The 12999-nt window shown below is 71.0% G+C and carries 11 protein-coding genes; 5 read left to right on the top strand and 6 right to left on the bottom strand.

Going from position 1 to position 12999, the window contains the following annotated elements:
- Positions 1–114: 114 nt before the first annotated feature.
- Positions 115–468: a hypothetical protein gene (locus tag V6V89_RS30280; RefSeq protein ID WP_334622905.1), complete on the top strand. Its 354-nt coding sequence runs from the start codon at positions 115–117 to the stop codon at positions 466–468.
- A gap of 240 nt (positions 469–708) precedes the next feature.
- Here the strand turns inward: V6V89_RS30280 and V6V89_RS30275 are convergent, their stop codons facing one another.
- Positions 709–1728 carry a phosphatase PAP2 family protein gene (locus V6V89_RS30275; protein ID WP_334622904.1) on the bottom strand — a complete coding sequence of 340 codons (1020 nt, stop codon included), beginning with the start codon at positions 1726–1728 and terminating at the stop codon, positions 709–711.
- A 122-nt stretch (positions 1729–1850) separates the two neighbouring features.
- Between V6V89_RS30275 and V6V89_RS30270 the strand changes: the two genes are divergently transcribed.
- Positions 1851–3035 carry a GNAT family N-acetyltransferase gene (locus tag V6V89_RS30270; RefSeq protein ID WP_334622903.1) on the top strand — a complete coding sequence of 395 codons (1185 nt, stop codon included), beginning with the start codon at positions 1851–1853 and terminating at the stop codon, positions 3033–3035.
- Here the strand turns inward: V6V89_RS30270 and V6V89_RS30265 are convergent.
- Positions 2943–3899 carry a cytochrome c biogenesis CcdA family protein gene (locus V6V89_RS30265; RefSeq protein WP_334622902.1) on the bottom strand — a complete coding sequence of 319 codons (957 nt, stop codon included), beginning with the start codon at positions 3897–3899 and terminating at the stop codon, positions 2943–2945. The two genes, V6V89_RS30270 and V6V89_RS30265, sit on opposite strands and share 93 nt — an antisense overlap.
- Position 3900: 1 nt before the next feature.
- The gene (locus tag V6V89_RS30260) at positions 3901–4470 is read right to left on the bottom strand and encodes a redoxin domain-containing protein (protein WP_334622901.1); all 570 of its coding nucleotides are present in this window, start codon (positions 4468–4470) and stop codon (positions 3901–3903) included.
- Between the two features lie 172 nt (positions 4471–4642).
- Between V6V89_RS30260 and V6V89_RS30255 the strand changes: the two genes are divergently transcribed.
- On the top strand, positions 4643–5662 hold the full coding sequence (locus V6V89_RS30255) for an NAD-dependent epimerase/dehydratase family protein (protein WP_334622900.1): 1020 nt from the start codon (positions 4643–4645) through the stop codon (positions 5660–5662).
- Here V6V89_RS30255 and gsmA read toward each other — a convergent pair.
- The 3 genes from gsmA to V6V89_RS30240 all read right to left on the bottom strand — a co-directional run bounded on the left by gsmA (position 5644) and on the right by V6V89_RS30240 (position 9620).
- Positions 5644–6720 carry a sporangiospore maturation cell wall hydrolase GsmA gene (gene gsmA / locus V6V89_RS30250; RefSeq protein ID WP_334622899.1) on the bottom strand — a complete coding sequence of 359 codons (1077 nt, stop codon included), beginning with the start codon at positions 6718–6720 and terminating at the stop codon, positions 5644–5646. The genes V6V89_RS30255 and gsmA overlap by 19 nt on opposite strands.
- A 64-nt stretch (positions 6721–6784) precedes the next feature.
- Complete coding sequence (locus V6V89_RS30245; protein ID WP_334622898.1) at positions 6785–8248, bottom strand: PhoX family protein; 1464 nt, start codon at positions 8246–8248, stop codon at positions 6785–6787.
- Positions 8249–8267: 19 nt separating this feature from the next.
- Positions 8268–9620, bottom strand: a complete 1353-nt coding sequence (locus V6V89_RS30240) for a DedA family protein (RefSeq protein WP_334622897.1) — start codon at positions 9618–9620, stop codon at positions 8268–8270.
- Between the two features lie 114 nt (positions 9621–9734).
- Here V6V89_RS30240 and typA point away from each other — a divergent pair, with 114 nt between their 5' ends.
- Both typA and V6V89_RS30230 read left to right on the top strand, forming a co-directional pair.
- Positions 9735–11597 carry a translational GTPase TypA gene (typA, locus tag V6V89_RS30235; protein WP_334622896.1) on the top strand — a complete coding sequence of 621 codons (1863 nt, stop codon included), beginning with the start codon at positions 9735–9737 and terminating at the stop codon, positions 11595–11597.
- 202 nt (positions 11598–11799) lie between these two features.
- Positions 11800–12699, top strand: a complete 900-nt coding sequence (locus tag V6V89_RS30230; RefSeq protein ID WP_334622895.1) for a serine hydrolase — start codon at positions 11800–11802, stop codon at positions 12697–12699.
- The last annotated feature ends 300 nt before the right edge of the window (positions 12700–12999 follow it).

Here is a 12999-nt window from a genome sequence, read left to right as displayed (position 1 = left end):
AGGCCAAATACACGTGGTTCGATCTCCTTTCCACGTGCACTTGCCCTTGATCGACGCAAAGTTCCTTGATCGGCGCTCCGCGCCGCCGCCGCAACCCCGCGCCACACCCTCCCCGTGCCACCGTCCGCACCCCAGGCGGCACCCGCACCCGCACCCACGCCGGCACCCGTACCCCAGCCCGGCGCTTTGCGCCGCCACCGGAACCCCGCGCCGCACCCACCCCCGTGCCACCGCCGCCCGCACCCCACGCCGACACCCGCACCCGACGCCGCCACCCACCCCCAGCCTGGCGCTCCGCGCCGCCGCCCGCACCCCACGCCGCAGGTGGTGTCATGCCGGCCGCCCGGCAAGGGCATCGCCGCGCACGCGGGCTCGCGGCCCGCGCTCCGCGCCGCCACCTCCATCGACCAGCACCGCCCCGCAGCGCTGGAGCGGCGCGGACTCCGCGTCTGGCAGCGCGGCTCCTAACTCGGCAAGATCTCGACGCGGACCGCCGGGTGGCGTACGGATGCGCGCACCGCTGGGCGTTTTGTCGTGTTTGCGCGAGGGTCGGGCATCGAGATCTCGTTGCTACGCCAAGATCTCGATGCCCGACCCGACAGAGGCCCGGCGGGGTGCGATCACGCCGCACCACCGCCGGGCCCCACCCAGCCGATCCGGCCGCGCCCCCACGCGCCGCGCCCCCACGCACCGCGGTCGGATCGCCGATCAAGGACTTTCGCGTTGATCAAGGGCAAATGCACGCGGAATGGAGATCGAATCACGTGCGTTTGCCCTTGATCGGCGAGCGAGGGCCGGCGTCGCGAGGGCCGGCGTCGCGGACATCGCCGCCCCGGACGGAGCGGGCACCGCGGGCCTCACCGGCACAGCCACGGGCAGCGTCGCGGCCGGCGTCCGAGCCAGCGCGGGTGCGGGGCGCTGCGCCCGCGCGACCGCGGACGCCGGAGCGGGCGTCTGGAGCGGCACCCGCGCGAGGGCTGGAAGGGAGCCTGGGGCGCGGCGGCGGAGCCACCAGCCGCAGGCGAACCAGGCCGCCGTGGTCAGGGCCGCTCCGGCAACCGCGTCGACCAGGTAGTGGTTGGCGGTCAGGACGACGGCGGCCGTCATCGCGACCGGCATGATCACGCCGATCACGCGGACCCACAGCCGTCGCGCGGCGACCGCGATGGCGATACCGATCAGCAGGTCCCAGCCGACGTGCAGGCTGGGCACGGCGGCGTACTGGTTGGTGAACATCGGCGGCTGGAGCACCCGGTACGCGTGCGAGCTCACCGTCACCGTGTCGATCATGCCAAGCTCGGCGAGCCGGGGCGGTGCCACCGGAAACGCCGCGAAGATGATCATCCCGATGCCGCCGGACAGCATCATCGCGTTCCGGGTGCGCAGATAGATCGCGGGATGGCGGCGGGCGAGCCAGATCAGCGTGACCGCGATGACCGGCCAGTGCCCCCAGATGTAGATCCAGTTGAAGAACGTCTTGACCGTCGCGGAGCTGGCGAACGTCTCCTGGAGCCACGGCTCGTGATAGATCCCGAGGAACCGCTCGAAGTCGACCACCCGCTGGGCGTTCGCCAGCGCCTGGGACACGGATCCTTCGGTGGCGCCGCGCACACCGAAGTACACACAGATCGCCCCGATCAGAATCGCGATCTGCGGCACCAAGCGGATCGGCGACGCTCCACTGTCGACTGTCCGCCGCTCGTGCTGTAACCTCTCAACCCCCGTCATTACTGCCATAGCGACAGCCTCCCGAATGATCGTCGCACTTCCATCCGGGCCGGACACCGACTTCACCCTGATTCACCTGTCCGGCGGAGGAGGGGGATGGCCCTAAGGGTTTACTGGGGGGCATGCAGGTCCGTCGCATCAGCGCCGAGGAGCGCCTCAGCCACTCGTTTCCCCTTCAGGCGTACGCCTTCGAGGGCTCGCCGGCTCCAGCGGCGACCGCCGATCGCTGGCGCGACCGGTTGCCGTACAACGAGGGCAATCGCACGCTCGTGGCGGAGGATGGCGACACGGTGCTGGCCGCGGTCACCGCGATTCCGATGCGGCAGAACGTGCGCGGTCAGCTCCTGCCGATGGCCGGGATCGCGGGTGTGGTCACGCATCCGCTGGCTCGCCGGCAGGGCCATGTGCGCAAGCTGCTCACCGCGCTACTCGGCGAGATGCGCGACGAGGGCCATCCAGTCAGCGCCCTCTACCCCTTCCGGCCCTCGTTCTATGCCCGTTTCGGCTACGCCGCCCTGCCCAAACGTCGTACTGCCACCTTCTCTCCTGGTGATCTTGGCGACCTGGTCCGCGCCGACCTGCCTGGCGACGTGGTGTGGGAACGGATGGGTGCCGGGTACGGCGCGTACCGGGAGTTCACGCTGCGGCTGGCGCGGGAGCGGCACGGGTTCGCGGTCTTTCCCGACTTCCGGGACGCGCGGCTGCGCGACGACGACGAACGCTGGCTCGTGACCGCCCGGGTCGACGACCAGGTAGTTGGCGCGGCGGCGTACAAGGTGACCGGCTACGACGGCGAGCTGCTGGTCGACGACCTGCTCGTCACCACCCCGCTGAGCCGGATGCTGCTGCTGCGGTTCCTCGCCCGGCACGTCGACCAGGTGTCCCGTGTGGTGGCCGGGATCCCGGCGTACGAGCTGCCCGAGCTGTGGGGCACCGATTTCCAAGTGACGGTGGAGGCGCGCACGGTGATCCCGAGTGGCAACGCCCCGATGGCCCGCGTGCTGTCCATGGAAGCGCTCGCCGGCATCCAAACCGGTCCGGGCAGGCTAACCGTGGAGGTGGTCGACGACCCGTTCCTCAAAGGATCGTTCACGCTCGACGGCCGCGGCGGAACACTGGAGGTGAGCAGCGCAGGCGGCGCGGCGGGAGCCACTTTGAGCGCCGCCGGGCTCTCCGCCCTGGTGTACGGCGTGCTGGACCCGGAGGAGCTGCCGCTACGCGGGCTCGGCGCCGTGCCCGCCGACGCCGCTGGCGAGCTGCGCGCGCTCTTCCCGCGGCTGGTCCCCCACGTCGTCGCGGACTTCTGAGTCCGGGCCACCGCCTGCCTGCGCCTCGGCAAGGCGGGACCGGTACCGGCGCAGCGCCAGTGCCGACACCAGCAGCGCCGCGAAGACGACCGCGATCGTCGACACGCCCGCGCTGCTGAGACTGCCGGAGAGCCAGTGCTGCACCCGCGACGCGGCCGCGATCACTGGATCGTCCACAGCGGACGCGTCGGACGCGAGCCTGATCTCGTAGCCGCCGTAGTACGCCACGTATCCGCCGGCCAGCACCAGAAGCACGCCGCCGGCCCGCGCGATGGCGGTCCCGGCCCGCCGCACCGAACGGATGAGTGAGGTGCGCAGCAGCGCCACGGCCAGCGCCGCCACGCCCACCGACAGGCCCATGCCAACGGCGTACGCGAGGAAGAGCCCGATCCCGGCGCCGGTGGAACCGGCGCGCATGCTCGCCACGACGATGGCCAGGAACGGGCCGATTGTGCAGCTCAGTGAGGCGGCAGCGTAGGCGGCGCCGAAGAGCACCATCGACGGCACGCTGCGCCGCAAGGCCGGCGCCTTCGGGCCGCGCCACAGCGCTGGCAGCGCGCGCCCGGCGGTGAGCCAGACGCCGGCTACCACAAGCGACAGTCCCAACGCGACGGTGACCCACGGCAGGCGCTGCTGTATCCAACCGGCGGCGGGCGCCAGCGCCAGCCCGAAAGTGCCGAACACCGCGACGAACCCGGCGGTCATCGCGGCGGTCGAGACCAGCGCCCGCCGGACCGCGCCACTGCCACCGTCCCCCTCGGATACAAGAAGAGAAAGGTACGCGGGCAGCAGCGCGAAGCCGCACGGGTTGACCGCCGCGAGCATGCCCGCGGTGAGCGCCAGGACGAGCGTGGTCTGCGTCATGTCACTTCGCCAGCTCGGCGACCTTGCCTTCGAACTGCATGCTGTCCATCCAGCCCTTGTTCAGCACCTTGCCCTCCTTGTCGAGGATCAGGTAGGTGCTCTGTTCGGCGATCTGGAACTTCTTCCACACCGCGCCGGACGCGTCGTTGAGGTGCTTGACGTTGGCGACGTCGCCCTCCGTAACGAACTGCTTCATCTCGTCGAGCTTGCCGAGGCCGGCGATGCCGAGCAGGTTCACCTTGTCGCCGTGCGCCCGCTGCATGTCGGAGACCGAGGCGGCCTGGCCGAAGCACGTGGCGCACCACGGCGCCCAGAACCACAGCACGGTCGGCTTTCCGGCGAGGCTGGTGGCGTCGAACGACTGGCCTTCGAGCGTCTTTCCCTGGAACTTGAGGATGGACGGCACTACCACGGCGGCGGCCTCACCAGCAGTGGCCTCACCAGCGACGGCCGCCTGTGATGCGGGTGGTCCCGCGGCCTCCTCGAAAGCAGGGGCGGGGTCGCCACCACAACCAGCCAGCGTCATCGCGCCGGCAGCGAGCAGTGCGGTCACGGTAAGCCGGACACGCATGCGGAACCTCCCCTAGACGGCTATGCCTTCTGGTTCGCTCGGTCGGGCGGCACCGCGCCGCCTCCCTCGCTCACCGCGCCGGGGAGTACGGCGCCCGGCGGCCAGAAGTTCAACGATTCCGCCCGTCGCGAACCCGATGGGCGCTTCCCGCGTCGAGGCCTAGCGTGGCCGCATGGACAAGATCGCGCTGGTCATCGGTGCCACCGGGCAGATCGGCTGGGCCGCCGTGCCCGCCCTCGTGCGTGACGGCTGGGAGGTGCGGGCCGCGAGCCGCCACCCCGGTGGTCACTGGCCCGCGGACCTGGGAGTACGCGAGGTGCGCCTCGACCGCGGCGACGACGCCCAGCTGGCCGCCGCCGTCGGGGACGGCGTCGACGTGGTGGTCGACGTCCTCGGGTACGACGCCGGTCACGCGGCGCAACTGCGGGGGCTCGCGGACCGGATTGGGTCCGCGGTGGTCGTCTCCAGCGCCGCGGTCTACGCCGACGCCGCCGGGCGCGGCCTGGGTGGCGAGTTTCCGGTACCGATAACGGAGGCGCAATCCACCGTGGCACCCGGCGACGGCGACTACGCGGCCGGCAAGGCGGCTCTGGAGCGAGTCCTGCTGGACGCCGGCGACACGCTGCCGACCACCGTGCTCCGCCCGGCCGCTATCCACGGCCCGCACAGCGAGTTCCTGCGCGAGTGGCATTTCGTCCGGCGGGCGCTGGACGGCCGCCGGCACCGGATCCTCGCCCATAAAGGGGAGAGCCGCTTCCAACCCACGGCCACCGCGAACCTGGCCGAGCTGATCCGGCTCGCCGCCGCCAAGCCGGGCACCCGCGCGCTCAACGCCGCCGACCCGGAGGCGCCGACGGTACGCGAGATCGGGGCGACGATCCACGCGGTGCTCGGGTACGAGGCGGAGGAAGTGCTGATCGACGGGCCACCGCCCGCCGACGTGGTGGGCGACACGCCATGGTCGATCCCGCGCCCGTTCGTGCTGGACATGTCCGCGGCGGCACGCGAGCTGGGGTACGAGCCGGTGACCAGGTACACCGAGTCGCTACCGGCCACAGTGGACTGGCTGGTCGGCGAGGCTCGCGAAAGGCGGGAAAGCGACGCGTTCCCACGCCTGAATGAGCTACACGGCATGGACTTCTTCGACTACGCCGCCGAGGACGAGTGGCTTGCTCAGCGGTCGAACCGGTAGAGGTTGTGGGCCTTCATCAGCTTGATGAGGTTCTGCGCGTACGTCGGTGAGGTGGCGTACCCGGCCTTGTGTATCTCGACGGCGAACCTGTTCGGGTCGTGGCTGTACCTGAACGCGTTGCGGTACCGGGGATTGACGGTCAGAAACCGGCCGTGGTCGGCGAAGGAGCCGTTCGCGTTGCGGTACGCCCGGAACTGTGCGGTGGTCGGGTAGCACTTCTTGCCGTCGCACTCGTGTGTGGCGTACGAGCGGCAGCCGAGCGCGATGCCGCCGGGGTTGCCGAAGCACTTGATGCCGAAGTAGCTGTGGTCGCGCCGCGCCAGCCAGCTACGCCCCCAGCCGGATTCCAGGATCGCCTGCGCGATGGTGACCGACGCCGGCACCTTGTACTGCCGGAAACCGGCTCGCGCCGGCCCGCTGGTGCGCGCGATGAACTGCGCCGCGTTCGCCGCCGGCGTGCTCGGCGCCTGCTGCCCGCACCACGGCAGGGTCGGCAGGTGCGGGCTCCACACCGTGTACGCGTCGGCGACGTACCGCCCGCCGGGCAGCCTGTTCCACGCCGCCGAGCGCCGCACCTTGCCGGCGACCAACTCGCCCCACACCTGGCATTCGACGGCCAGTACCTGCCCCTCGGCGATCCGGCCCACGCGGGCGAAGCGTGTGCCGGGGCCGGAGCGGACGTTGAGCGGGCCGATGCCGGTGCGGACGGTCGGCAGGACGGCGCCGCGCGGGCCACACCAGTGCACCCAAGGGCGCCCGGGGTTCCAGTGGACGTAGGCATCCGCGACGTACCGGCCGTTGGACAGCCTGTTCCACATCGGAGTGCGCCCCTGGGTACCGGCGATCAGCTCCCCGTACACCTGACAGGTGACCGTGAGCCGCGCGCCCTCGCGGAGCCTGCCCGCGACGGCGTCCGCCGTGGACGCGCCGGCCCGCATGTTGAGTCCCGTTCCCCCGCTTCGCACCGTGGGTGTGGCCCCGGCGGCCTGGGCCGCCGGGGCGACGCCGACCCCCGCTACGAGCACCACCACGATGACGCCACTACGCACCCCTACCATGTAGAGATACTATTTGCCCGTTTTGACACTCACGTGGCAAATGAGAAACTTACTCCTAATTGAGCTACACGCCGATGCGGTGCCACGGCCCCCAGATTGCGAACGTCATGCCCCGGCTGGCCTGGATGTTGACGAAGAGGGTGTGCCCGTCGGGGCTGAACGTAGACCCGGCGAACTCGTCGTTCGACCGGTCCACGCCCGTGCTGCTCGTGAGCCGGTTGAGTGCGATGTCGAAGAGCCGCCCGCGCCGGGTCAGCCCGCGCAGGTAGTTGTTGTCGACGTTGTCCTCGCAGACCACGAGCGTGCCGCGCGGGCTCGTGGTCACGTTGTCCGGGAAGTCGAGCACGTCCGGCCCTGGCGACTCGTACGCCAGCCGCAGCACCGACGCGCGCGTGTCGTACGCCCAGATCTGCCCGCTGCCGTTGCCGTACCCGTCCTCGATCGGGCCGAGCGACGTCTCCGCCGGCCCGCCGCCCTGCGTGGCGGTGAAGTAGACGATGCCGTCGTCGTACGCCGAGCCTTCCAGACGCGAGAAGTACGCCGCGCCCTGCTCCCAGCCCTGCCGCGCCACGTATGTGAGCGCGGTGTCGTTGGTGGTCGGCGCCTCCTGCCCCGGCGTATACGGGAACGACGGCGCCGGGTCGTCGATGTCGACCCACTCGACCCGGTACGAGGCGCGCCGCGGCTGCGCCGCCGCCAGGTTCAGGTTGCGCCGCCCGCGCACCTTCAGCATCTGCAGCCGGCCGCGGTTGCCCAGTTTCCCGGTCTTCATCGGGTGCTTGCGCGGCTTGTACCGGTAGAAGCCGGACGGCCAGCCGAAGTTGTCCTCGGTCAGGTACAGGTATCCGCTGCGCGGGTCGAACGCGACCGACTCGTGCGCGAACCGCCCCGCCGCGGTGATCGGCTCCCGGTCCGACTGGCCGCGCACGGGGACCTCGAAGATGAACCCGTGCGGCTGCTTGAGCGGCACGTTGGACGCGCCGGTGAAGTCGGGCCCGACATCCGGCCCGTTGATGGTCTCCTCGCACGTGATCCAGCTGCCCCACGGCATCTGGCCGCCGGAGCAGTTCATCATCGTGCCGTTGCAGCTCGTGTAGCCGCTCACCACCTCGCCGTACTTGGTCACCTCGACCGTGGTGGTGCCGCCCTGCGCCATCGGGTCGTACGCCGCGCTTGCGTCACCGAAGGCCGGGCCGGGGTTGTTCACCTCGTGGTTTCGGACAAGGCGGATGGTGCCGTACCGGCCGCGGAACGCGCCCATCCCGTCGTGCCGCCCAGGCAGCGCGGTGCCGTCGTCGAGCGTCACGGGAAACTCGGTGTCATGGAAGGATCGGTACTGGAATCCGTCGGGTAGCCACAGCCGGACCTTGCCGTCACGCAGGTCGGCGATGGGACCAAGTTGCGGCGAGTGCCCGGTGGGGGCCGCCGCGTTCGCGCGGTTGACGAAGCCCAGGAAGGGCCCACCTATCAGGGCTCCGCTCGCGGCGACGGTGCCGCGCAGCAGGGTGCGCCGTTGCAGTTCTGCCATCTGCTGATGATGCCACTCCTCAACCGACCGGCAACTCAACGTTGACCTGCGAGTTTGCGGCCCGGTCGCGGGTGCGCCACGCGACGATGAAGACCGCCGTCCAAAGTGCGCCGAGCAGCACCGAGGTGACCGTCTGGCTGGCCGTATTCCAGCTGACGTACACGCGCGCGCCCGACACGACCACGACCGCGACCGTTGCCGCGGTCCAGGCGCCGACGGCCGCCGGCCAGCGGGTACGCTGCGAGACCATCCAGGCCAGCGTGCACAGGCTCGCGGTCACGACCGCGAGCTGGGTGAGGAAGAACCGCTCCGGCAGCAACTGCTCGACCACGGCGAGCACGAGCAGCGGGACGAACGCACCGACCGTGCCGACCACGCTCACGAGGTCGCCGCGCCAGGCCCGGCTGCGCCAGCCCAGCACCACGGCGGCCACGGCGACGGCGGCGATCAGGTACTGCGGGCGCAGCACCTCGATGACCAGGTCGGCTGCTCGGGCGGTGCCCGGAGTGCGCTGATCGGCGAACCAGTTCGCGATCGCGTTGTCGATGAGGGACAGTCCGCTGTGCCGCACCACACCCTCGACCAGCCACGCCATCGCCAGCCCGATGCCGAACAGCAGCAGCATGCCGGCGGCCAGGTTGATGACCAGCGCCCAGCCCGGCCCGATCTGCATGGACAGCAGGAAGAAGAGCACACCGTACCGTTGCGTCACCCACCGCAGCGGCGGCAGCGCGCCCGCGCGGGCCGCGAGTGCCCGCGCTGGATCGGGGTTGCGGCCCAGCCACCGTCCGGTCAGGACGATCCCGACGATCGCCGCGAGCAGGATCAGCACCGCGCCGGTCGCCTTGCCCAGGTACCGGGAGACCGTCTCGTACGACTCGCCGGCCAGGTACCCGAGGAGCACCGACGCGCCGACCCAGGTGACGACACCGGCCGCGTTCCACGGCGCGAACCGCCGGTACGGCATACCCGCGGTGCCGGCCAGGCGCGGCGCCAGCGTGCGGACGAACGCCAGCCACCGCGCACCGAACATGGCCCGCCCGCCCATCCGGTTGACCATCGCGTCGGCCTTGCGCCAGCGCTCCTCGCCGACCCGGACCCCCACCCGGCTGGCCCGCAGCCGCGCACCGTGCCGCCGCCCGCTGCGGAAGGCGAGCGCGTCGCCGACCAGCGCGGCCCCGATCATCACCGCGATCGCCGGCGCCAGGCGCAGCGTGCCCAGGTAGGCCAGGAAGCCCACCGTCAGCAGCGTCGCCTCAGCAGGCAGCACCAGCCCCACTATCACCGCGGTCTCGGTAGCAACCAGGACCGCCGCGACGATGTAGATCAGCACCGGCGGCAGCGCCTCGAGCAGGCTCAGCACGTCTGACATGGTTCTCCCCCGACCACGTCAGCCAGCATGCCAGGCGCCGCCCACCGGGTCATCCGGGTAACACCCCAGTGCCCCGGCTCGCTCGGTTGATCTCAGGCACGGGAGAATAGAGGCATGCAGACCCGCTCCGATCTCCGCAACGTCGCCATCATCGCCCACGTCGACCACGGCAAGACCACCCTGGTCGATGCCATGCTGCGGCAGGGCGGCCAGTTCCACGCTCGGGCCGAGATGACCGATCGCGTGATGGACTCGATGGACCTGGAGCGGGAGAAGGGCATCACGATCCTCGCCAAGAACACGGCGATCAGCTACCGGCCGGCCGACGGCGAGGCCGTCACCATCAACATCATCGACACCCCTGGCCACGCCGACTTCGGCGGCGAGGTGGAGCGCGGCCTGACCATGGTCGACGGCGTGGTGCTGCTGGTCGACGCGAGCGAAGGGCCGCTGCCGCAGACCCGGTTCGTGCTGCGCAAGGCGCTCCGCGCCCGACTGCCGATCATCCTGGTCATCAACAAGGTCGACCGGCCGGATGCCCGGATCAAGGAGGTCGTCGACGACACGTACGAGTTGTTCCTCGACCTCGACGCCGACGACAGCCAGATCGACTTCCCGATCATCTACGCCTGCGCCCGCGACGGCATGGCCTCCCTGACCCAGCCGGCCGACGGCGCCCTGCCCGACAACCCGAATCTCCAGCCGCTCTTCCAGACCTTGCTAAGCACCATCCCGGCGCCGGCGTACGACGAGAGCGCCCCGCTCCAGGCGCACGTCACCAACCTGGACGCGTCGCCGTTCCTCGGCCGGCTCGCGCTGTGCCGGGTACGGCAGGGCACGATCCGCAAGGGCCAGACCGTGGCCTGGTGCCGCGAAGGCGGCACCATCGAGAAGGTACGCATCTCCGAGCTGTTGATGACCGACGGGCTGGAGCGCAAGCCCGCCGAGAGCGCCGGGCCAGGCGACATCATGGCGGTCGCCGGCATCCCCGAGATCATGATCGGCGACACGCTGGCCGATGCCGACGACCCCCGGCCGCTGCCCCGCATCACCGTCGACGAGCCGGCCATCTCGATGACCATCGGCACCAACACCTCGCCACTGGTCGGCCGGGTCAAGGGCGCCAAGGTGACCGCCCGAATGGTCAAGGACCGCCTGGACAAGGAGCTGGTCGGCAACGTGTCGCTGCGGGTGCTGCCGACCGACCGCCCCGACACCTGGGAGGTGCAGGGCCGCGGCGAGCTGGCCCTCGCCATCCTGGTCGAGCAGATGCGCCGCGAGCAGTACGAACTGACTGTCGGCAAGCCCCAGGTCGTGACCCGGGAGATCGACGGACGCACCTGCGAGCCGGTGGAGCGGCTCACCATCGACGCCCCCGACGAGTACCTCGGAGCCATCACCCAGCTGCTGGCCACCCGCAAGGGCCGCATGGAGCAGCTCGTCAACCACGGCACCGGCTGGGTACGCATGGAGTGGCTGGTGCCGGCGCGCGGGCTGATCGGCTTCCGCACCGAGTTCCTCACCGACACCCGGGGCACAGGCATCCTGCACCACGTCTTCGAGTCGTACGAGCCATGGTTCGGCGAGCTGCGCACCCGGAGCAACGGCTCGCTTGTCGCCGACCGGACCGGCGTGGTCACCCCGTTCGCGATGCTCAACCTCCAGGAACGCGGCACGCTGTTCGTCGAGCCCACCACCGAGGTATACGAGGGCATGATCGTCGGCGAGAACTCCCGCTCCGACGACATGGACGTCAACATCACCAAGGAGAAGAAGCTCACCAACATGCGCTCCTCCACCAGCGAGGAGACGGAGAAGGTGATCCCACCACGCAAGCTGTCGCTGGAGCAGGCCCTGGAGTTCTGCCGCGAAGACGAGTGCGTAGAGGTCACCCCGGTGGCCGTGAGAATCCGCAAGGTCGTCCTCGACCAGACCCAGCGCGCGCGAGCGGCCGCCCGCCGCAAGCACACCGCCTGACGCCCCCTGGCGCCCGCCCTCGCGGTGCGGCGCGCCGCGCCGCCCCTCTCCCCGTCGATCAAGGACAAATGCACGTGGTTTGATCTCTTTTCCACGTGCGTTTGCCCTTGATCCATACGAAAGCCCTTGATCGCGGGCGCGCCGCGCCCGGCCGCGCGGACGCCGTCGCCCGCGGGCGGCGGTGATCGCGGAGAATGGGCGCGTGGACTGGGGAGCGCTCGACAACGACCTCGACGCCGTGCCCGGCACGGTCTCCGTCTGTACGGGGCCGCTGGCCGGCCCGCCCACCTATACGCGGCTTCCAGACGCCACGCACTACGCCGCCAGCACGATGAAAGCGGCGGTGCTGGCGGCGCTGTACCGCTCGGACGTCAACCTGGACGCGGACGTGCCGGTGCACAACGTGTTCCCGTCCGCGCTGTCCGGTTCGTACGGGTGCACGCGCGAGTACGACAGTGACCCCGCAGTGTGGGAGCGGCTCGGCGGCACCGCGCCGCTACGCTGGCTCGCCACCCGCATGATCGTGAGGTCGAGCAACCTCGCCACGAACATCGTTCTCGGCCACACCGGCCTGCCCGCCGTGGCGAAGGTGTGGGACCAGGTCGGCGCCCGCCACAGCGTCACGGTGCGCGGCATCGAAGACGCGGTCGCCCGCAAGGCCGGCATCGAAAACCTCGTGACGGCCGCCGACCTGGCCGCCCTGGTAACGGCGATCGCCGCTGGCGCGCCGCCAAACGCCGCCGGCCACTCGACACCCACGTCCACCGCGTCGGCCGGGCCGGACGCGCCACGCCACGCCACGGACCCGCCACGAAGCGGCGAGGGCGGCCTCGCGTCGCCCGAGGCCTGTCGCGCGATGCTCGACGTGCTGCTCGCCCAGGAACGCCGCGAAGACCTCGCCGCCGGCCTCCCTCCAGACACCCCAATCGCGCACAAGAACGGCTGGGTGCCGGGCGTCCGACACAGCGCGGGCGTGGTCTTCCCCGACGACGCGCCGCCGTACGCCATCGCCGTCTGCACCACGACCGACCTCCCCGACGAGGAGGCCTGCGCACTGCTCGCGCGGGTCTCGGCGACCGCATGGGCCGCCCGCCGCGCGTAGCAGGCAATCATCGGAGAAGGCGCGGGCGGAGGCGCTCTTTTCCGCGAATCGGCGGCCGGGACAGCCGGCGTGCCCGGCCGATCACCTCTCGCGGAGCGCGACCGGCTCGCCGGCACCGGTCCTCGCCGGGGAGCGTCGATCAAGGAAGATTGCGCGTCGATCAAGGGCAAATACACGTGGAAAAGAGATCAAAACACGTGCGTTTGCCCTTGATCGGCGAGAAGAGCGGGGCGCGCCGTGCGCGCGCAGCCGCCGGCGCGCGGGCGGACGCGGGGCCGGGCGGGCGGCGCGCGGGGCGGG

It is taken from the genome of Micromonospora sp. CPCC 206061, from assembly GCF_036906915.1.
Taxonomy (GTDB): domain Bacteria; phylum Actinomycetota; class Actinomycetes; order Mycobacteriales; family Micromonosporaceae; genus Phytohabitans.
This window is presented reverse-complemented; position numbering and strand designations above follow the sequence as displayed.

Excerpts from the sequence above, each read along its gene's own strand:
- V6V89_RS30275 (WP_334622904.1), bottom strand. The coding sequence starts at position 1,728 with ATGACGGGGGTTGAGAGGTTACAGCACGAGCGGCGGACAGTCGACAGT.
- V6V89_RS30270 (WP_334622903.1), top strand. The coding sequence starts at position 1,851 with ATGCAGGTCCGTCGCATCAGCGCCGAGGAGCGCCTCAGCCACTCGTTT.
- V6V89_RS30265 (WP_334622902.1), bottom strand. The coding sequence starts at position 3,899 with ATGACGCAGACCACGCTCGTCCTGGCGCTCACCGCGGGCATGCTCGCG.
- V6V89_RS30260 (WP_334622901.1), bottom strand. The coding sequence starts at position 4,470 with ATGCGTGTCCGGCTTACCGTGACCGCACTGCTCGCTGCCGGCGCGATG.
- V6V89_RS30255 (WP_334622900.1), top strand. The coding sequence starts at position 4,643 with ATGGACAAGATCGCGCTGGTCATCGGTGCCACCGGGCAGATCGGCTGG.
- gsmA (WP_334622899.1), bottom strand. The coding sequence starts at position 6,720 with ATGGTAGGGGTGCGTAGTGGCGTCATCGTGGTGGTGCTCGTAGCGGGG.
- V6V89_RS30245 (WP_334622898.1), bottom strand. The coding sequence starts at position 8,248 with ATGGCAGAACTGCAACGGCGCACCCTGCTGCGCGGCACCGTCGCCGCG.
- V6V89_RS30240 (WP_334622897.1), bottom strand. The coding sequence starts at position 9,620 with ATGTCAGACGTGCTGAGCCTGCTCGAGGCGCTGCCGCCGGTGCTGATC.
- typA (WP_334622896.1), top strand. The coding sequence starts at position 9,735 with ATGCAGACCCGCTCCGATCTCCGCAACGTCGCCATCATCGCCCACGTC.